Genomic DNA, 19,220 nt, shown 5'->3' on the forward strand with positions numbered 1-19,220 from the left:
CGGGTTTGGTTTCAGTGCGTCTCTGCGAGCCGGCGGCGCAGCCTCGGCTTGTCGATCTTGCCGACCGGGTTCTTGGGGAGATCGCCAATAATCGTGATCTCGACGGGCAGTTTGTATTTCGCCAAGGACGCACTGAGGTGATCGCGAATCTGATCGATGCTGATCGACTTGTCCGGATGCAGCGAGACGAACAGCACGGGTTCCTCGCCGTACACCGCGTTCGACCGCCCGACCACTGCCGCCTCGGCGATCTGCGGCAGTTGGTGCACCACTGCTTCGATCTCGCGGGGATAGATGTTCTCACCGCCGCGGATGATCATGTCCTTCGCGCGGTCGACGAGAACCAGGTAGCCGTCCTCGTCGAACTTGCCGACATCACCGGTGTGCAGCCAGCCGTCGACGAGCGTCTTGGCCGTCTCCTCGGGACGGTTCAAGTAGCCGCGCATCACGTTGGGGCCCTTGATCACAACCTCGCCGGCTTCGCCATCGGGCACCTGGTTTCCTCCGGCGTCGACAAGCCGGATCGTCTGCCCGGGTAGCGGCAATCCCACCGTGCCCGCCTTGCGCTTGCCGGCAAGCGGGTTGACAGTGCTCGCGCATGAGCCCTCCGAGAGTCCGTACCCCTCGATCAACGGAATGCCATAGCGGGACTCGAAACCCTCAAGGAGTTCGACACTCGCCGGGGCTGCGCCGCAGATTGCGAACCGCACCGACGACGTATCGGGTTTCACACTCTCGGGTTGGCCCAACAGCATCGTGTAAATCGTTGGTACCGCTGAGAAGTAGGTGGCGCGGCTCCGTTCGATGCGATCGAAGAAGGTGTCCGGCTTGAAGCGGCCCGCGAGCGTCGCGCGGCCGCCGGCGAGCAGCGGGGAGAGGGTCCCGACGACGATGCCGTTCACGTGGAACAGCGGAAGGATCAGGAGGCTGTGGTCGCCCGCGGTGAGCATGAAACCATCGATCACCGAACGGCACATCGCGGTCAAGTTGGCGTGATCGAGCATCACGCCCTTGGGCCGTCCGGTGGTCCCACTGGTGTAGATCAGCAATGCGAGCGTGTCGTCGCCATGGTGCGGCGCCGTCAACACATCCGCGGTGGGCTGGCCGCTGCTGAGCTCTTTTGTCGTCACCACCGCATCCGCCCCCGTGTCGAATTCCGGCGCGGCGTCGGCTACCAGCACCTTCGACCCGGCGTCGGCGATCTGGTAGTCGACTTCGGCTTGGCGCAGCGAGGGATTGATCGGAGTGACCGCGGCGCCCAGCCGCCAGGCCGCGAACAACGACACGACGAACGCGACGGTGTTCGGCAACATGATTGCCACGACGTCGCCGGCGGAGACGCCATGACGTTGCAGCGCCGCGGCAGCACGCGCAATCGCGTCGAGAAACTCGGCATTGTTCAGGTCGGTGTTGTCGTCTGCGACCGCAGGGCCGGAAGGATTATCGGCTGCGCGCTGATCGGGCAGTGCCGCCAGGCTCATGGCGTGTGCTCCTTCGGTAGCGAGTTGCTGTGGGTGCTGACATTAGGAATGGGACGGTTCGCGGGCATCGTGGTGAGGGGATGAAGTCGGCACTGGCCGTTGTCTCGGCGGGACAAAACCATCGACGTGAAATGGCCCACCGCACTGCGCGGCACGATCTACCGTCATGAGATGACCAAGACGCGTCGCGAAGACGGGGAGGACGTCCGCTCCCATGTCGCCGAAACCGCGGAGCGGATAAGCAAGCGACTGGCCGACGCGTCGTCGTATATCCGCCGTTCCCTCGAGGAGGACATCCCCGAGCTGCGGTCCGACCCGCGGCTTCTCGACCTGCTCGACGCCAGCGTCGAGGCGAACGTCGAAACTGTTCTGCACGCGTTGCGGTACGACATCGCCGTGCAGAGCATCGAAGCGCCGGTCGCCGCGGTCGAGTATGCGCGCCGGCTGGCGCAACACGGCGTCCCACTCAATGCCCTGGTCCGCGCCTACCGGTTGGGCCAGGGCCGGATGAACGAGATCGTTTTCCGCGAACTGCGCGAGCTCGATGTGGCGGCCACAACACGGTTCGCGGTGCTCGAGTCGATCTCGGCAACGCTCTTCGAATACATCGACCGGCTCAGCCAACAGGTCGTCGTGATCTACGAGGACGAACGCGAACGGTGGCTGGAGAATCAGAACAGCATCCGGTCGCTGCGCGTCCGTGAGGTGCTGGACGACAGGAAAGTCGTCGACGTCGACGCGACCAGCAAATCGATACGCTATCCATTGCGATGGCATCACCTTGCCATGGCGATCTGGTACCCCGAAGCAGATGCGACGGGAGACGAACTCGACCGGGCGCAAAGGTTTCTGCGCGAGCTGGGCCACGCAGCAAATGTCGACTCGAACCCGCTCTTCGTGGCGGCCGATCAAACAAGCGGATGGGGATGGCTGCCGTTTCGATCGGCACCTCCCGACGCCGTCGACGTCGTCCGTCATTTCGCCGATGGCCGCGCCGACTGTCCGAGTGTCGCGATCGGCGCGGTCGCGAAAGGCGTGGAGGGCTTCCGCCGCTCTTTTGGCGATGCGGAGGCCGCTCACAATGTTGCGGTCGCAGGGGGCCGGCCGGAGCCGATGGTGATCGCCGCGTCCGATCCGGGGTTGTCCGCTGCTGCGCTCCTCGGCAAGGACATCGGCGATACCCGCGAATGGGTGACGGCTGTCCTGGGTGAGTTGTCCGCCGATAACGAAAACGACGCCCGACTGCGTGAGACGCTGCGGATCTTCCTGCGCTGCGGCTCCAGCTACAAGGCGGCGGCCGAAGAGCTTGACCTGCACTTCAACACCGTGAAATACCGCGTAGGCCGAGCGGTCGCACGGCGTGGACGGCCCATCGAAGGCGATCGCCTCGACATCGAGATCGCGCTGCTTGCCTGCCAGTGGTACGGCACGGCCGTGCTGCAGACGGGTGGAGCATAGTCGGGTCGCAGCACTCATCTGCGGCCTACAATGACGGCGGCTGTCTTTGTCGTCAGGGGACAATGGCTATGAAGCTTTTGCAACCTAGCCTTTCGCGCATGAACGGCGACACGACGCGACATGGAGTCGCTGAAGTCGCGGAGGCGCTTCTCGAGCGGGCCGACGAGCTCGCCGCCGATTTTGCGCGTGCAATTACCCAAGAGGTGAGGCTGTACCAGGCCGCGGTCGTCGCGGTGCCGCTCGACCTGGTCGTCGATGGGTGCACCGCGAACGTCCGGTCGGTCCTTGCCGCGATAGCCACCAATACGGAGTTCGATCTCGTCGTGGCAGAAAAGTTGGGCGCCGAACGTGCCCGCGACGGCGTGCCACTCGCGTCGGTCATGGACGCGTACCGAATCGGCTTTCGCGGGCTCTGGGATGTGGCCGTCAAGGAGTCCGCGTCCCACGCGGACAACGGTGAGACTTTGCGTCAGTTGACCGCGAAAATTCTTGCGGCCCAAGATCTTTTCACCACAGCAATGGCCCGAGGCTACCGCGGTGAGCACAGCCACCGCGCGCTCGTCGACGAGTCTGAGCGCTCGGTGCTCATCGACTCGGTGCTGCACGGGCGGTTGTTCGAGCAGTCGAGCGTCTGGGAAGCCGCCGACTTCCTGCGACTGCCCAGCGAGGGTCCGTTCGTGGTCATCGCGGCGGTGGTTGCGACCGTCGGAACACAGGCACTCCCGGAGATCGAGTCGAAGCTGCGCAGCATGGACGTGTTCTCGGCGTGGCGGCTGCTGCCCGATCTGCAGGTCGGGATCGTGCACATCAACAGCGACAGTCATCTCGACAACGTTCTGGCGCTGGTGAGCCGTATCGCGACGGATCGTGTGGGAGTCAGCGCACCATATGACGACCTCAGGGATACCGCGCAGGCGCTTCGGCTGGCGCGCGTCATGCTGCGCGGCCGTGCAGAGCCCGGACCACAGGTCAGCACGTTCGACGGCTCGATTCTGTCGACCGCGGCGGTGAGTGCGCCGGAGATCATGGTGAAGCTCGTGGCTCCTATCATCGACGGGTTTGTCGGCCTTGCCGACAACGAGCGAGACATCCTGTTCGAGACATTCAGGGTGTGGCTGGAGAACGACGGATCTCTGCGCACCGCAGGCGAATTGCTGTTCTGTCACCCGAACACGGTGCGGTACCGATTACACCGGATCGAACAACGCACTGGCCGGTCCCTGTCACGACCACGCGATGTTGCTGAGTTGTCGCTGGCATTCGAGGTCCACCGCCGCCTCATGTGGCAGACGGAGAAGCATCTGCACCCGTAGCCGACGGACCCATCAGCCGCCTGTGTAATTCCGTTGTCAGCGTGTGGATTTCACGCGTCAGCTCGGTGTTGGTCTTCAGCTCGAGTTCCTGCGTTTCGAAATCGTGATCTGCTTTGGCCTGCTGGAACGCGGCCTGCCGATTCTGACCGATCATCACGAAGGTCGACAAGAAAATCGCCTCCAGTGACACCACCAACGTCAGTGTGGGCCACGGGCTTTTCTCCAGCAGGAGCATCCAGGCCGCGAACAACACGGCATGCAGCCAGACAAAACTCATCGATCCGGCGAACGCCGTGATCCGGTCGGCGATCCGCAGCTCAAAGCTCGCGTTGCGCTTCTTCGCCTCGGCGATCACCGTCGGGGCATGGCGCTTCTCGCTCCGCAGAATGTGACGCGGAATGAGGCGAGCGAACTCAGCGGGCCGTCCGGTCATGCCGAGTCAGATCCGTTCAAGCGATTGGACCTCGTGGCCGACCTTTCTCATCACGAACGCGGCCGCGATCTCGCCGATGCCGTGCAGCAGCGCTCCGGCAGCGACCCAGGACACAAGCAGTATTACCGATACGTTCCATGATCCCGCCGCCCAGAATCCGATCGCCAATTCAGCCAGACCAACGATGAGCAGCAGCCACCACCCCGGCGCTCTACTTCCGGCGAGAGCCATCGCGATGTCAAACGCTCCGCGGAAGACGAAATAGAAGCTCATCACTGCGGCCAAGGCGACAAATGTGTCTCCGGGACGGAAAAACGAGAAGAATCCGACGACGACAAACAACACGGCAAGAATCCAGTGAAATATCCGCCAGCCTGTCGACGATACGGCTCCCACCATCAGTTCGTTCGCCGCGGCGAAAAAGCAGAAGACGCCGAAGAGTGTCGCGATTGTGGCGACTGAGGCGTAGTTGAAACGCAGGATCACGATGGCGATGACAATCCACAGCCCGCCCGTGATGAGCAGCAGCCACCACTGCTTGGTCGTGCCAACGACTTCGTCGAGAATCGGGTGCGGTCTACTTGCGGTTGCGGTCTGATTGCGTTCACTCATCACTACTCCAACCGTCGATGGGTAATTCATTCTTGCGCGGTGCCCATTGGCCGCGGTTGTCCGTGGATACAACGTCGCAGTGGGTTAGGTGTTCGACCGAACATTCCGGCGGTCGTGTTCACAGGTACACCGAGGACGCATCGACGTTGTTCTGCTCGACAAAGACGTCAGACGTTCAGGTAACGACGATTGAGATGACGCCATCTTCAGGAGGCCCAGGACTGTGGTAGCCACGACGAACCGAAGTGCCGATGAGCTCGCTGCGCCACTGGATCTGCTGCTCACCAGCTCGGCCGTGGGGATGGCAGATCGGATGATGCCCAACACTTCATGGAGCCGGTTGGCGCTGGGCCTCGCCCGGCGCCCGCGCACGGTGGCATCGCGCGCCGCCGACCTCTCCCGCGAGCTGGTGTCGATCGCCGAGGGTCGCTCCGACTTGGCACCGGCCAAGGGGGACAAGCGATTCGCTGATCCGGCGTGGCGGGGCAATCCGCTGCTCAAACGCACGATGCAGGCCTATCTCGCGGCCAACAACACTGCGAATCAACTGTTCTCGGATGCGAAACTGGACTGGCGCGACGCCGAACGGATGCGGTTCGTGCTCGACGTCATTACCGAGGGACTGGCGCCGACCAACAATCCGCTTCTGAACCCGCTCGGGTGGAAGGCCCTCATCGACACCGGCGGACTGAGCGCGGTGAGAGGGCTTCGGCACTTCGTCGGCGACATGACGTCCGCGCCCCGGGTGCCGTCGATGGTGGAACCCGACGCGTTCACGCTCGGCGAAACCATCGCGGCCACGCCGGGATCCGTGGTCTTCCGCTGCGAGGAATTCGAGCTGATTCAATACGCGCCGACGACCGACAAGGTGTTGTCGGTCCCTCTGCTCATGGTTCCGCCGGTGATCAACAAGTTCTACATCATGGACATCTCGCCGGGCCGCAGCATGATCGAGTATTTCGTCAGCCAGGGTGTGCAGGTGTTCGCGATCTCGTGGCGGAATCCGACAGCCGAAGAACGGAACTGGGGTTTCGACACTTACGGCCGTGCGATCCTGACTGCATTGGACACCGTCGAGAAGATCTCCCAATCCGACCGGACACATCTGCAGGCGTCGTGTTCCGGCGGAATCCTGGCCGCCATGACGTCGGCACACCTCAACGCGACAGGGGAGGGTAGCCGCCTCGCGAGCCTGACGTTGATGGTGACCGTCCTCGACCAACGCAAAGCAGGTTTCGCGGCGGCCGCGATCGACGAGGAGGCTGCCAACATCGCCATCGCGCTGTCGGCGAGAAAGGGCTATCTCGACGGTCGTTCTCTCGCCGAGGTGTTCGCGTGGCTGCGCCCCACGGACCTGGTCTGGCGGTATTGGGTGAACAACTATGTCGAAGGCAAGTCACCCGCCGCGTTCGACGTGCTCTTCTGGAACGCGGACACCACGCGGATGGCGGCCGCGCTGCACCGCGACATGGTCACGATGGGTCTGCACAACTCGCTGGTGACGCCGGGCGTGGTGAGTATGCTCGGCACACCGGTCGACCTGGGACAGCTCACCACCGATGCCTACGTGATCGCCGGCATCGCCGACCACATTTCGCCGTGGCAGGCGTGTTACCGCAGCGCCCGGCTCCTCGGCAGCAAGGATCTTCGTTTCGTGCTGTCCTCCAGCGGCCACATTGCGTCCCTGGTGAATCCGCCAGGGAATCCCCGGGCGACGTACCGGGTCGGCGGCGTCGACGAGGCCGAGCCGTCGGCGTGGGTGGAGTCCGCCGAGCAGCACACGGATTCATGGTGGCCCGATTTCGTCTCCTGGCTCGCATCGCGCAGCGGGGGCAAGACGGACGCCCCCCAGACATTGGGGGGCGCTGGCCTGACGCCGCTGGGGCCGGCGCCCGGCACCTACGTACTCGAGCATTGAGCGTTCCTCAGCATTGAGAGGTCATGTATGACAACCGTTCTCGAAGCGCCCGCAGATCTGTTGAAACTCGTCGGGCAACCACTCGGCACCACCGAGTGGATGGAGGTCACTCAAGAGCAAGTAGACCGGTTCGCCGATGCCACAGGGGATCACCAATGGATCCACATCGACCCTGCACGTGCGGCCAAAGGCCCGTTCAAAGGCACCATCGCGCACGGTTATTTGACGCTTGCGCTCGCGCCGGTGGTCATCTCGCAGGTTCTCGAGATCCAGGAAATCACCGCGGCGCTCAACTATGGACTCAACAAGGTCCGGTTCCCGGCACCAGTGCGAGTCGGGTCAAAGATTCGCGCGACGGTGTCGGTGATGAGTGCTCGGCAAAAAACCTCAGGCGTCGAGTCCGTCTTCACCGTCACCTATGAGGTCGACGGCGGGCAACGTCCGGCGTGCGTCGCCGACGTCATCGTGTTGTACCCATGACCGCGGCATCTCATGAGAGGCTCACCGTGCAAGAGCTCATCCCGGTCCTCGGGCAGCAGATCCGCGTCAATGTTCGGATGGGAGAGGGGATCCCGCTGGTCCTGTGCAACGGCATCGGTGCCAGCCTCGAAGTGCTTGACCCGTTGGTGCAACACCTCGACCCAGGCACGACTGTGGTGCGGTTCGACGTCCCCGGCTCCGGCGGCTCGCCCATTTCGCCTCTGCCATACGGGTTTCCATACCTGGCGGCGGTCGTCGGAGGTCTCCTGAAGAAGCTCCGACTCGACGACCAGGGCGTCGACGTCCTCGGTTTGTCATGGGGTGGCGCGCTGGCGCAGCAGTTCGCGTTCCAGAACCCGCGACGCTGCCGACGTCTGATCCTCGTCTCGACAGGTACGGGTGCCATCATGGTGCCAGGGGTTCCGAGGGTACTGGCAAAAATGCTCACGCCGCGTCGGTTTCTCGACCATCGCTACGCCGCCGGCATCGCGGGTGACCTCTACGGCGGCACCGTCCGCAACGATCCATCGGTTGTCGAGAAGCTGTTCGACCGCCAGCTGATGGCCGGCTCGCGCATCGGCTACCTGCATCAGCTGCTTGCCGGAATGGTGTGGACCAGCCTGTTTGCCCTTCCTCTCGTCAGGCAGGAAACGCTGATCATGGCCGGCCTCGACGATCCGATCGTTCCGGTGGTCAACGCGAGGATTATGGCCCGGCTGCTGCCGCACGCGACGGTGTATCTCCACGACGGTGGTCATGTCGACTTGATCATGAACGCAGCCGAATTGGCACCGGTGATCGAATCGTTCAGAAAATCAGGCGGTGTCAACCCTTGAGCCAGTTGAGCGCTTCTTGGCGGCTCTCGTAGATGTGCGGAGCGAGGCCACGTCCGGACAGGTGCCCGCTGAGCTTGAGACGCATGAATGAGCTTGTGGTGTAACGGGTGACGCTGTCATAGAAGCGATCTGCCAAGCTGCGCACGGCCGCCACATAGGTGTCGGAAAGGTCGGGGGCCAGGTAGAAGTTGTCGTAGTTGACCACAACGTGCACTTTCCTGCCCACCGCTGCCAGCCTCTTCTCGATCTCCGAGGTGATCGCCTCGGCTTCAGGTGGAGCCGACACCGAGACCCCTTCGAGGTTGAGGAAAAAGATGTTGCGGTCGGCGTCATAGATGAAGCGCGCTTCGAGAGGAACGGTCAACAGGTCCTCTTTGAGCCCGATTGGCCCTTCGCGAAAGAGCCGCTCGTCCATCAACTTCGGTTCGCTGTCGATGATCGGCTCGAACCCGACGTGGGCCAGCACATCCCGTTCCAGTTCGACGCCGGGAGCGATTTCGATGAGCTGCAGGCCTTTTGGCGTGAGCTCGAACACGCAGCGCTCCGTCACGTACAGCACAGGTTGTCCCGCGTCCGCGGCGTACTTGCCGCTGAAGGTGCGTTGCTCGACGGCGTCGAGGAACTTCGGCGCGGCGACGCCGTCGGTCACGACGATGTGCAGGTCGACGACCTCGGTGCGGGCCGGCGCAAGAAAGGTGCCGAGGAACACCAGCTTTTTCGCGTTCTGGCTGATGTTGATGAACCCACCTGACCCGGCGAGCCTCGGTCCGAACCTGCTGACGTTGACGTTGCCCTGTGCGTCAGCCTGCGCCATGCCCAAGAAAGCCGCGTCCAGTCCGCCCCCGTCGTAGAAGTCGAACTGAGCCGGCTGCTCGAGGATCGCGTCGCCATTGATCGCGGAACCGAAGTCTGCTCCGCCGGTGGGCAATCCACCGATAACGCCCGGTTCTGCGGTGAGGATGAGGTAGTTGAGGATGTGTTCCTCTGCAGCCACACTGGCGATGCCTTCCGGCATACCGATGCCGAGATTGACCACCGAATTGGGTCGCAACTCCATCGCGGCGCGCCTAGCGATCACCTTGCGTATGGATAGCTCGAGCGGGGGTATCGAGGACAGCGGCACCCGGAGCTCGCCGCTCAGCGCCGGCGAGTACTGGGTTCCCCAGGTTTGACTGTGGTGTTCGGGTTCAGAGACGACCACGCAGTCCACCAGCACGCCCGGGATTTTCACATTCTTGGGGCCGAGCGCACCTACGTCGGCAATGCGTTCGACTTGCACGATCACCAGTCCGCCGGCGTTGTGCACCGCGGTGGCGACAGCGAGCGACTCGAGGAACAACGCCTCGCGTTCCATGGTGATGTTGCCGTTCGGGTCGGCGGTGGTACCGCGCAGGAACGCAACATCCAGCCGCTCGAATGCCTTGTAGAACAGGTACTCCCGGCCGTCGATGGACATCAGCTCGACGCGATCCTCGGTGGTGGCGGTGTTGATCTTTCCGCCGCCGTTACGCGGGTCGACGAAGGTGTCGAGGCCGACACGCGTGATCAGGCCGGGCTTACCGGCGGCCGTGTCCCGGAACAGTTGGGAGATCACGCCCTGGGGCAGGTTGTAGGCCTCGATCTTGCCGTCCACAGCCATCTTGCCGAGCTCGCCCGACATTCCCCAGTGCCCCCCAATGGCACGCTTCAGCAGTCCGTCGTAGCACAACCGGTCGAATCCACGTCCTTGCCGATCTCCTTGTGCCACCGTGAAAGCCAGTGTGAGATCGCGCGGGGAGCCGGTTTGCAGGAACCGGGCCTCCAGAGCCAGGGTGAGTTCTTCGGCGAAGCACTGGCCGGCGAAACCCTCCGCCACGATGGTGTCGCCGTCTCGGATCAACGCGACGGCCTCCTGCGCGGTGACGACTTTGTCGCGCGCGGTCAGGCCGGGCAGGATGTCGGTGGGAAAATCCATCGATTCGCTCCTCTTGGTTGTGCGTTCGTCGGCTCAGGTGAAAGCGCTCAACCCGGTGATGTCTCGGCCGACAAGGAGTGTCTGGATCGTCTCGGTGCCCTCGTAGGTGTAAATGGCCTCGATGTCCGCCATGTGCCGGATCACGTGGTTCTCGAGCAGAATGCCGTTGCCGCCCAGGAGATTACGTGCCTCTGCAAGCACCTCGCGTGCCTTGACGGTGTTGTTGAGCTTGCCGAGGGCGGCGATCGTGTCGGAGAGCTCGTCGGTTTCGTCGAGCTGCCCGAAGCGCGCGCAGTACAGCTGCATTGTGGTGATCTCGCAGAGCATCCGGACGAGCTTCTCCTGCACGATCTGAAACCGTGCGAGGGGCTTGCCGAACTGGGTGCGCTGCATGGCGTAATTCAGTGCGGCGTCGTACCCGGCGACCGCGTGGCCGAGTGCGGACCATGCACATGAGGCCCGAGTCGCCTTGAGCACCTTGGCCGCGTCGTTGAACGTGTTCGCCCCGGGCAGCTTGTTTTCGACAGGCACGCGCACGTCGGTCAGGTCGATGTCGGCCTGCCACAGGGCGCGCAGCGAACCCTTCCCCTCGATCGGGCGGCCGTCGTATCCCGGCGTTCCCTTCTCGATCAGGAAACCCTTGACCTGCATGTCTGCCGTGTCGCGGGCCCACAGCACCACGATGTCGGCCATTGATCCGTTGCCGATCCAGCGTTTGGCGCCGTTGATGACGTACTCGTCGCCCTCCCGGTGGGCCTCGGTCTCCAGCGAAACGGAATCGGAGCCGTGCCGCGGCTCGGTCAGCGCGAAGGACCCGAGCTTCTCACAGCGGGCCATCGCCGGAAGCCAACGCTGCTTTTGCTCCTCAGAGCCGTGCATGTGGATCGAGCGCATCGCCAGGCCGGCCTGCACACCGAGGAATGTGCCCACGCTACCGTCACCGCGGTTGAGTTCCATGGCGATCAAACCCGCGGCGGTGCTGCTCATCGGCGGGCACCCGTAACCTTCCAATCCGTCGCCGACCAATCCAAGCTCGCCGAGCCGCCGGCACAGGTCGAGCGGTACCTCGGCCCGCTCCCAGTAGGGGTTGATCTGCGGCAAGACTTCCTCTTCCACGAACTGCCGCGTGCGCTGGAGGTAGTCCCGCTCCGCGTGGGTCAGCTCTGATTTGAGGAGGAAGTAGTCGGTGCCAAGCGATTTCCCGATATTGGCGTAGACGGGACGATCGGAAGTGGCCGGGCTGGCGGCGGTCATGGGTCGATTGTTCTCTCGGCACGGGACAAGTTCGTTGTTCGCGGAGACAGTCAAGTGAGACCGCAATGATATCTGCGCACAACGGATCTAGCCCTTTGGCAGAACGGCGAAATTCCAGCTAGCCGGAAACCCGAATGGGTGTCAGCCCCGGCGACAACCTTTCGTTGGACCAGGACGATTGGAGGTAGCTGAATTACAGCGCTTACAAAGGAGAAACCGATGAAGACAACGATCAAGTTGCTGGCACCGTGGTTGTCTGCAGCGGCGATAGGTGGGGCGATTGCCTTGGCGCCCATCGCCAGCGCCGCTCCCGACCCTTTGGTTCCGTATGGCCCCGATCCGCAGATTCCATACCACCTGGGTTTCTACAATCCGAACCAGTCGGACGACTCGGGTACCACCAACCCGGCTGGCGGCATTGACCTGCCGGGCTGAGACACCCCAGAGACCGGGCCCGTCGGCAAAGCCGCAGCCGTCGCCAAGTTATTCACTATGGCGACGACACCGTCTCGGCGCACTGCGACGATAGCCCACAGCTGAAATACATTGCCCACAAAGGAGAAAGCGTCATGAAGAACACGATCAGATACCTTGCACCGTGGTTGTGCGCAGCCGCGATCGGTGGCGCGATTGCCCTCTCGCCCATCGCTAGCGCCGCGCCCGCTACCCCAGCAGTCGGGCACGAGAAGCTGATTGCCGATCGGCCGACTGCGCCTGTTGGGACTAGTGGTGAAGATCCTCTGGTGCCGGTGGGTCCGGATCCTGAGATCTCTCCCTATCTTGGGATCGACGGCGGACCCGGGCTCTCAGAAACCAACCCGGCCGGCGGTGTGGACCTGCCGGGCTGATACCGGTTGAGCCTGTCATCATTGACGCGCCGGGGCCGCCCCCAGCAATGTGTGACAGGCGGTCGAGTGGCGTCGAGCAATCTCATCAGCCGAGAGTCCTCCGGACACTTCGTAGCGCCGCATAATCGCGGTCGTTCTGATCGGCGTACGCCTCAGCGAACTGAGCCAACGCGACGTCGGCAGCATCGGTGCGCCCGAGGTATCCCGCGATCGCGATGCGGTCGCCCGTGCGGGCGTGCGCGCGGGCCAGAACGTGCCCGCAGGTCCGCCCGTAGTCGGCGAGAACCTCCGGGCCCATCGCCTCGATGTTCGCCGAGCCTTTCCAGTCCATGAGCTGGCGCACGTAGTAATCGCCTTCGTGTCCGTCCGGACCGACGCAGTGAAGCCAGCCGAGCATGATATCGCTGTTTGCCTGCATCATCTGCTGTCCGATCACGACCCGTTGCCCGGCGTTCTCGTATTCGCTTGCGCCGAGATAGGGCTCGAGCACCGACCGTTGCGCCTCCTTCACCTGCATCAGCGCGGGGTCGTCGTCGTCGCGTCCGAGCAGCATTACCACCCAGGCGCGTGTTCCGACGCTGCCGACGCCGACGACCTTGCGCGCCATGCCCGAATAGTGAAATCGGCCGATCAGGCTGCGCCGACCGGGGCCGACGCTCTGCCGATACTCGTCGATCAGCTGACCCATCTGTTGTTCGTGACGCAGGGCCTCCGACTCCCCTACGAGTTCATCGATCGGGACGATCAGTGGCGGGTCGCTGACCAGGCGACGCCGCCCGTCCACGACGTGGGTCAGTTTGCCCAAGGCTTCGAGATGGTCGCGCGCGTGTGCCTTGGATGCCGCGCGGCGAATCGCCCGAGCGTATTTCGGGTCGAGGCTGCCCAGCAGCGCGTCGTCGATCATGGTGTGCGAGTACCACACATCTTGGTCCCGCATGGCGGCGAGTTCGCGCATCCGTTCTCGATAGGCTTGTGCACTCTCGCGGGCGACGTCCTCGCGGGCGCTGCGGCCAAATCCGTTGGCGCGCGCTGCGATCGCGAGACTGGTCACCAGCCGCTTGACGTCCCATTCCCATGGCCCGGGCAACGTCTCATCGAAGTCGTTGATGTCGAACACCAGGTTGCGCTCCGGCGATGCGAAGAGGCCGAAGTTGGCCAGGTGCGCGTCGCCGCAGAGCTGAACGTCAAGCCCGGTGTGCGGGTGTCCGGCCAAGTCTGAGGCCATGATCAAGGCGGCGCCGCGGAAGAACGCAAACGGCGACGCGAGCATGCGGTCGTATCGAATCGGGAGTAGATCGGGAATGCGTGAATCGTCTTGCGACTGAAGCAATGCGACCGGGTCAGGACGGTGTTCGTCGGCGACGTAGTGTGCGAGAGCCGACCTCGGCACCGTCGAGCGCCGGGAACGGCCGAGCTCGTGTCGTTCTTGCGCAGAGAGATACACGGCTTTCGCCTCCCATGCTCGGCATGGATGACTATCCCATGCCGGGAGTCGTTGGAACGCGCAATCCGGCAGCGCTTATCCGATCCCGGTGACAGTTTCGGCGAGTGCATCGAGAGCAGGCCGACCGCAAAAATGGCCGCCACAGCGGCGCAACGGATGTCCGACTGGACTCGGTTCGCGGGTTCCCGAGGGCGGCGGCTCATCGAGCGTAGGGTGAGCGCCACTGTCGTGCAGATGCCGGCAGCTCCCAGCGGTGCGGGACGCGTGATGAAGCTGATTGACCGGCACGCCGAGTGCGGGGTGCTCGACCGGCTGGTCGAGGCTGTCCGAGCAGGTGAGAGTCGGGCACTCGTGGTCTCGGGTGAGCCAGGCGTCGGGAAAACGGCGCTTTTGGATTACTTGGGCGGACGGGTGTCGGACTGCCGCGTAGTCCGCGCCTCCGGTGTGCAGTCGGAGATGGAGCTGGCCTTTGCCGCGTTACAGCAGTTGTGCGCGCCTCTGCTCAGTGGTTTGCCGCAGCTACCCGTGCCCCAGACCGCCGCACTGCGTACAGCGTTCGGCATGAGCGCGGGGCCACCACCTGATCGGCTCTTGGTCGGGTTGGCTGTACTGAGTCTGCTGTCGGAAGCCGCCGAGGAACAGCCACTCGTGTGTGTGATTGATGACGAACAGTGGCTCGATCGCGCCTCCGCTCAAGTGCTCGGTTTTGTCGCTCGCCGCTTGCTGGCGGAATCGGTTGGGATGGTGTTCGCCGCGCGGGTTCCGAGTAGGGAGCTTGAGGGGTTGCCGGCGCTTCTAGTCGATGGACTGGCGGATAACGACGCCCGGACCCTGCTGCAGGCCGAGCTCACCGGGCCGCTGGATCACCGGGTTCGCGACCAGATCGTCGCCGAGACGCGGGGCAACCCGCTGGCGCTTCTCGAATTGCCGCGTGGATTGACGCCGCAGCAGTTGGCCGGAGGATTCGGGCTGCCCGGCGCGATGCGGCTGTCGGGCAGCATCGAGGACAGCTTCCGGCAACGGGTCGACGCCCTTCCGGAGCCGACGCGACACCTGCTGCTAATTGCGGCAGCCGAGCCGATCGGCGATCCAGCGCTGATGTGGCGAGCGGCTGCGCTGCTGGCGATTGACCCGGAAGCGGCTGCGCCCGCGGTCGAGGCGCGCCTGGCCGAGTTCGGGACCCGGGTGCGGTTTCGTCATCCTGTAGTTCGGGCGGTGGTATACGGCTCGGCATCGACGCAGGACAGACAACGGGTGCACAATGCGTTGGCCCAGGTCACTGATCCGCAGCACGATCCCGATCGACGGGCCTGGCACCGGGCCCAAGCCGCTGCCGGACCCGATGATGACGTCGCGGCGGAACTGGAAAGGTCTGCGGGGCGGGCCCGCGCGCGTGGCGGAATGGCGGCGGCCGCCGCATTTCTCGAGCGCGCGACCATGTTGACGGTCGACCCGGTGCAGCGTGCCGTCCGGGCGCTGGCAGCCGCGTCAGCCAAGATCAAGGCCGGTGCGTTTGACGCGGCGCGAGACTCGCTCTCCATTGCAGAGACGCTGCACCTGAACGACTTTCAGCAGGCACGTCTCGAGCTGATTAGCGCCGAGCTTGCATTGGTCACAAGGCGGGGCAGTGATGCGCCACCGTTGCTGCTGAAGGCCGCCAGGCGGCTCGAGCCGATTGACGCCGAGCTGTCCAGGGCGACCTATCTACAGGCGCTGTCGTCTGGCTACTTTGCCGGCCGTCTCGCCCTCGGCGCCGGTGTGCGGGAAGTAGCCCGAGCAGCATTGTCCGTACCACCGCCGCTACACCCGCCGCGACCACCCGACCTCCTCCTGGACGGGTTGGTAGTGCAATACAACGATGGATATGCAGCGGGATTGCCGGTGCTGCGCAAAGCAATTCACGCGTTCGGTGCGGGCATGCCAGCAGACGAGGAGCTCCGCTGGCATTGGGTGGCCGGTATTGTGGCCCGTCATGTGTGGGATGACGAGAGCTGGGATGTCCTCTCCGACCGCCACGTTCAGCTTGCCCGCGGCATCGGAGCGCTCAGCGAGCTTCCGATCGCCCTCAATTCGCGTGCGTTCATGCTATTGTTCGCCGGCGAGTTGACCGCCGCGGAATCATTGATCCACGAGCTGCGGCCGGTAATCGAGGCGACCGGCTCCACCCGCACTCCCTACGTCGCACTCGGCGTCGCCGCTCTCGCCGGCCGGCAAGCCGAAGAACTTGCCCTCGCCGACGCGATCAGGCGGGAGGTGGACCTTAGCGGCGAAGGGATCGGTGTAGCGGTCCTGGAGTGGGCAGAAGCACTGCTGAACAACGGACTTGGTGACTACCACAAGGCGATGTCAGCAGCCGAGCGCTCGGTTGACTACATCGGAGAAATGATCACACCGCCCTGGGCGGCGGTCGAGCTCGTCGAGGCGGCAACGCGCAGCGGACGCAACGATATCGCAGCCGAGGCGCTTGGCCGGCTGGCCGTGATCACCAGCGCCAGCGGTACCGATTGGGCACGCGGTATCGAGTCTCGTTCGCGCGCGTTGTTGAGCGACGGCGACACCGCCGAGGGTTTTTACCGCGAGTCGATCGAGCGTCTTGGCCGTACCCGGGTTCGCGCAGACCTCGCTCGGGCCCATCTGCTGTACGGCGAGTGGTTACGAAGGGAGCGCCGCCGACTCGACGCGCGGGAGCAGCTTCGGCTCGCCCTCAAGATGTTGGAGGCGATGGGGATGGAGGGGTTCGCCGAGCGGGCCAGGCGTGAGTTGCGGGCCACGGGAGAGGCTGCCCGCAAGCGCACCGTCGTCAGGAGCGATCAGGATCTGACGGCACAAGAGGCCCAGATCGCGCGAATGGCCCGCGACGGTCTGTCGAACCCCGACATCGCCACTCGAATGTTCATCAGTGCGCGCACGGTTCAATATCACCTGAAGAAGGTGTTCACCAAGCTCGGTATCACCTCACGCAGCCAGCTCGATCGCGTGCTCCCCGGCTGACCTGCGCACGGGTAATCAGACTGTGCACTGGCGGATGTGAGGCGGGACCGACTCGACTGATGATGACTTATGACCGAAGCACTGGATGATCTCCGATCCGCCGAACAGCTACCCACCGAGTCTCTGTACGCCGAGTATCGCCGGCTCGCCGCGGAGCAATCCGCGATACGCCGGTTGGCCACGCTAGTCGCCAATGGAGTCGAACCGTCGGAGATATTCGACGCGGTGACCACCGAGATGTGTTCATGCCTTGGCGCCGAGACCGCCGGCTTGTGGCGCTTCGAGGCCAACGGAGAGATCACGATGTTGGCAGGAGCGGCCGATCCTACGGAGCTCGCAAAGTGGCCAATAGGAACTCGGATACCAATGGGGAGCAACACGATCGCCGCAGTAGTGCAACACACGGGCCAGCCTGCGCGCAAAGACAGCTACGAGACCGCGTCCGGTCCTCTCGCTGCAAGAATTCGGGCGGTCGGCGTCCGTTCCGCGGTGGGGGTCCCGGTCATCGTCGATGGACGGGTCTGGGGCATGGCGGCAGTCGGTTCCGCAGAGCCGGGTCCGTTGCCAGCCGACACTGAGACCCGCATCAGCGGCTTCGCCCAACTTGTCGCCAGTGTCATGGTGGCCGGTCACCGCGAGCAGCAGAAACGGACGATGCTCGGCGAAACATCGACGCGGCCGTTTCTGATCGATTCGATTCTGGAGGGCCGAGTCGTCGACGACTGGAACTTGTGGGAGGTCGCCAATTATCTTCGGCTGCCGCCCAAAGGTCCTTTCGTGGTGGTTGCCGCCCGCGTTGAGACTGCTAGCAGTGAGGCACTGCCAGGCATCGAATCGAAGCTGCGCAGCCTCGACGCCCCCTCGGCATGGCGGCTGCTCCCAGATCTGCACTTGGGGATCGTGCACGTCAAATCCGATCAGCAATTCGAGAAGGTCTTGGCTCTCATGACCCGGACATCCGCCGATCGTGTCGGTGTCAGCGCCCGTTTCGATGATCTGCGTGATGTGCCGCACGCGCTGCATTTTGCAAAGGTGATGCTGCGGAACAAGTCTGGTACGTCACCGGTCAATGTTTTCGACGGCTCCGTCCTTGCGACCGCCGCGGTTGCCGCGCCCGACGCAATGATCAGATTGGTCGGCGCGGCGTTGGCCTCCCTCAGCGAACTCCCCGATGCGGAGCAGGAGATCCTTTTCGAAACGTTTTTGATGTGGCAGGACAACGATGGGTCGGTGAGCCACGTCGCCGAAAGCCTCGTCTGTCACCCCAACACCGTTCGGCACCGACTGCGCAGGATCGAGAAACACACCGGCCGTTCGCTTTCGCGGCCAAGAGATGTCGCCGAACTATGTCTCGCATTCGAAGTCCATCGCAGGCTTATGTAGCTGCACGGTTGTCGTCGTCCGAGACGGATCACGGGCTGTGGGAACTTCACCGGCAAGTTTTCTGACCGCCTCGCGCAGGGTGGCCACGGTGATGGGTTCGACGACAAGTGGTCCGACACACCCCGAGGCGTCTTGACTGTGACGTGACCAGACCCCGCTGTAGCAGCCTGCCGCGCGGCCCATCACGGCCACCGGCTTGCCATGCAACCCACTTTGGTTCCACCGCCGCGTGAGCCAGTCGATTGCGGTGTGAACCATCGCGGGAACACGGCCGTGGTATCTCGTGACGATAAGCGTGGCGTCCGCCTTGGCTGCGGCGGTACGAAATGCGACGACTTTCTCCGGCGTCCGACTGCCCTCCAAGTTTTCGCTGTAGGGCGGTAAATCGCGAATGCTATCGAAGATATCGACACCTATCCCCTCAGATGAACATTCAGCGGCCACGAGGGCGAGTGCACGGTTGACCGACTTCAGAGGAATCCCCACGATGATCAATACGTTGACGTTCGCACTCGCATGATCGCCGCAAAACTGCGACTGGTCAGGCGCGTTCGGCGGGTGAGGCATTGCAGTCATCGTCATTCAGTCTTTCCGTAGTCTCTCCATTCGATCCTGGGACGAGTCATCGGCACTGTCGATGTCGTGGTCTATAACGTGATGCGCGTCTTGCGGTGGGCGCGTACATCGGAGTTCGTTTTGGCGGGGTCCCTCACAGATTTGTTTCTCATGACATCGACCGAGGCTCGACGTTATCGACCTGTACATCGACGGCATCGGCCATTCGGGCGACGGTAGGGGTGCGCGATCAGAGCGCA

Annotated in this window: 16 protein-coding genes; 9 read left to right on the plus strand and 7 right to left on the minus strand. The window is 63.7% G+C overall.

Annotated elements, in window-relative coordinates:
- Nucleotides 1-11 precede the first annotated feature (11 nt).
- Nucleotides 12-1,481, minus strand: coding sequence for a class I adenylate-forming enzyme family protein (locus tag QOH60_RS07095; protein WP_526418543.1), 1,470 nt, complete (start codon nt 1,479-1,481; stop codon nt 12-14).
- Between the two features lie 171 nt (nt 1,482-1,652).
- Between QOH60_RS07095 and QOH60_RS07100 the strand changes: the two genes are divergently transcribed.
- Nucleotides 1,653-2,939, plus strand: coding sequence for a PucR family transcriptional regulator (locus QOH60_RS07100; RefSeq protein WP_526418545.1), 1,287 nt, complete (start codon nt 1,653-1,655; stop codon nt 2,937-2,939).
- A 98-nt stretch (nt 2,940-3,037) separates the two neighbouring features.
- Complete coding sequence (locus tag QOH60_RS07105; protein ID WP_526418547.1) at nt 3,038-4,252, plus strand: PucR family transcriptional regulator; 1,215 nt, start codon at nt 3,038-3,040, stop codon at nt 4,250-4,252.
- Here the strand turns inward: QOH60_RS07105 and QOH60_RS07110 are convergent.
- Nucleotides 4,218-4,685: a DUF1003 domain-containing protein gene (locus QOH60_RS07110; RefSeq protein WP_526418549.1), complete on the minus strand. Its 468-nt coding sequence runs from the start codon at nt 4,683-4,685 to the stop codon at nt 4,218-4,220. The two genes, QOH60_RS07105 and QOH60_RS07110, sit on opposite strands and share 35 nt — an antisense overlap.
- A 6-nt stretch (nt 4,686-4,691) precedes the next feature.
- A complete protein-coding gene (locus QOH60_RS07115; protein ID WP_526418551.1) occupies nt 4,692-5,297 on the minus strand; it encodes an HdeD family acid-resistance protein in 606 nt (201 codons plus the stop codon).
- 223 nt (nt 5,298-5,520) lie between these two features.
- Between QOH60_RS07115 and QOH60_RS07120 the strand changes: the two genes are divergently transcribed.
- The 3 genes from QOH60_RS07120 to QOH60_RS07130 are packed head-to-tail and all read left to right on the plus strand — an operon-like array spanning nt 5,521 to nt 8,531.
- Complete coding sequence (locus QOH60_RS07120; protein WP_526418553.1) at nt 5,521-7,215, plus strand: PHA/PHB synthase family protein; 1,695 nt, start codon at nt 5,521-5,523, stop codon at nt 7,213-7,215.
- Nucleotides 7,216-7,242: 27 nt separating this feature from the next.
- Nucleotides 7,243-7,695 (plus strand): MaoC family dehydratase, encoded by a 453-nt coding sequence (locus QOH60_RS07125; RefSeq protein ID WP_526418555.1) that lies wholly within the window; start codon nt 7,243-7,245, stop codon nt 7,693-7,695.
- Nucleotides 7,692-8,531: an alpha/beta fold hydrolase gene (locus tag QOH60_RS07130; protein ID WP_526418557.1), complete on the plus strand. Its 840-nt coding sequence runs from the start codon at nt 7,692-7,694 to the stop codon at nt 8,529-8,531. The genes QOH60_RS07125 and QOH60_RS07130 overlap by 4 nt, the downstream gene beginning before the upstream one ends.
- Here QOH60_RS07130 and QOH60_RS07135 read toward each other — a convergent pair.
- Both QOH60_RS07135 and QOH60_RS07140 read right to left on the minus strand, forming a co-directional pair.
- Nucleotides 8,521-10,485, minus strand: coding sequence for an acyl CoA:acetate/3-ketoacid CoA transferase (locus QOH60_RS07135; protein ID WP_526418559.1), 1,965 nt, complete (start codon nt 10,483-10,485; stop codon nt 8,521-8,523). The two genes, QOH60_RS07130 and QOH60_RS07135, sit on opposite strands and share 11 nt — an antisense overlap.
- 33 nt (nt 10,486-10,518) lie before the next feature.
- The gene (locus QOH60_RS07140; protein ID WP_526418562.1) at nt 10,519-11,739 is read right to left on the minus strand and encodes an acyl-CoA dehydrogenase family protein; all 1,221 of its coding nucleotides are present in this window, start codon (nt 11,737-11,739) and stop codon (nt 10,519-10,521) included.
- A gap of 219 nt (nt 11,740-11,958) precedes the next feature.
- On the opposite strand from QOH60_RS07140, the gene QOH60_RS07145 reads away from it, so the two are divergent.
- Complete coding sequence (locus tag QOH60_RS07145; RefSeq protein ID WP_526418564.1) at nt 11,959-12,174, plus strand: hypothetical protein; 216 nt, start codon at nt 11,959-11,961, stop codon at nt 12,172-12,174.
- A gap of 134 nt (nt 12,175-12,308) precedes the next feature.
- Entirely contained in the window at nt 12,309-12,587 is a 279-nt protein-coding gene (locus tag QOH60_RS07150; protein WP_526418566.1) for a hypothetical protein, read from the plus strand.
- 85 nt (nt 12,588-12,672) lie between these two features.
- On the opposite strand, the gene QOH60_RS07155 is transcribed toward QOH60_RS07150, so the two are convergent.
- Entirely contained in the window at nt 12,673-14,031 is a 1,359-nt protein-coding gene (locus tag QOH60_RS07155; RefSeq protein ID WP_526418568.1) for a DUF2252 domain-containing protein, read from the minus strand.
- 234 nt (nt 14,032-14,265) lie between these two features.
- Here QOH60_RS07155 and QOH60_RS07160 point away from each other — a divergent pair, with 234 nt between their 5' ends.
- Together QOH60_RS07160 and QOH60_RS07165 are read left to right on the plus strand one after the other, a co-directional pair.
- Nucleotides 14,266-17,022, plus strand: a complete 2,757-nt coding sequence (locus tag QOH60_RS07160; RefSeq protein ID WP_526418603.1) for a helix-turn-helix transcriptional regulator — start codon at nt 14,266-14,268, stop codon at nt 17,020-17,022.
- A gap of 69 nt (nt 17,023-17,091) precedes the next feature.
- Nucleotides 17,092-18,405, plus strand: coding sequence for a helix-turn-helix domain-containing protein (locus QOH60_RS07165; RefSeq protein ID WP_526418570.1), 1,314 nt, complete (start codon nt 17,092-17,094; stop codon nt 18,403-18,405).
- Here the strand turns inward: QOH60_RS07165 and QOH60_RS07170 are convergent.
- Nucleotides 18,367-18,987, minus strand: coding sequence for an NADPH-dependent FMN reductase (locus tag QOH60_RS07170; protein WP_526418572.1), 621 nt, complete (start codon nt 18,985-18,987; stop codon nt 18,367-18,369). The two genes, QOH60_RS07165 and QOH60_RS07170, sit on opposite strands and share 39 nt — an antisense overlap.
- Nucleotides 18,988-19,220 lie beyond the last annotated feature (233 nt).

Origin of the sequence: Mycobacterium sp., from assembly GCF_032159765.1 — a bacterium.
Classification (GTDB): Bacteria; Actinomycetota; Actinomycetes; order Mycobacteriales; family Mycobacteriaceae; genus Mycobacterium.

Excerpts from the sequence above, each read along its gene's own strand:
- QOH60_RS07105 (WP_526418547.1), top strand. The coding sequence starts at position 3,038 with ATGAACGGCGACACGACGCGACATGGAGTCGCTGAAGTCGCGGAGGCG.
- QOH60_RS07100 (WP_526418545.1), top strand. The coding sequence starts at position 1,653 with ATGACCAAGACGCGTCGCGAAGACGGGGAGGACGTCCGCTCCCATGTC.
- QOH60_RS07130 (WP_526418557.1), top strand. The coding sequence starts at position 7,692 with ATGACCGCGGCATCTCATGAGAGGCTCACCGTGCAAGAGCTCATCCCG.
- QOH60_RS07145 (WP_526418564.1), top strand. The coding sequence starts at position 11,959 with ATGAAGACAACGATCAAGTTGCTGGCACCGTGGTTGTCTGCAGCGGCG.
- QOH60_RS07140 (WP_526418562.1), bottom strand. The coding sequence starts at position 11,739 with ATGACCGCCGCCAGCCCGGCCACTTCCGATCGTCCCGTCTACGCCAAT.
- QOH60_RS07160 (WP_526418603.1), top strand. The coding sequence starts at position 14,266 with ATGCCGGCAGCTCCCAGCGGTGCGGGACGCGTGATGAAGCTGATTGAC.
- QOH60_RS07125 (WP_526418555.1), top strand. The coding sequence starts at position 7,243 with ATGACAACCGTTCTCGAAGCGCCCGCAGATCTGTTGAAACTCGTCGGG.
- QOH60_RS07110 (WP_526418549.1), bottom strand. The coding sequence starts at position 4,685 with ATGACCGGACGGCCCGCTGAGTTCGCTCGCCTCATTCCGCGTCACATT.
- QOH60_RS07165 (WP_526418570.1), top strand. The coding sequence starts at position 17,092 with ATGACCGAAGCACTGGATGATCTCCGATCCGCCGAACAGCTACCCACC.
- QOH60_RS07115 (WP_526418551.1), bottom strand. The coding sequence starts at position 5,297 with ATGAGTGAACGCAATCAGACCGCAACCGCAAGTAGACCGCACCCGATT.
- QOH60_RS07135 (WP_526418559.1), bottom strand. The coding sequence starts at position 10,485 with ATGGATTTTCCCACCGACATCCTGCCCGGCCTGACCGCGCGCGACAAA.
- QOH60_RS07150 (WP_526418566.1), top strand. The coding sequence starts at position 12,309 with ATGAAGAACACGATCAGATACCTTGCACCGTGGTTGTGCGCAGCCGCG.
- QOH60_RS07095 (WP_526418543.1), bottom strand. The coding sequence starts at position 1,481 with ATGAGCCTGGCGGCACTGCCCGATCAGCGCGCAGCCGATAATCCTTCC.
- QOH60_RS07170 (WP_526418572.1), bottom strand. The coding sequence starts at position 18,987 with ATGACGATGACTGCAATGCCTCACCCGCCGAACGCGCCTGACCAGTCG.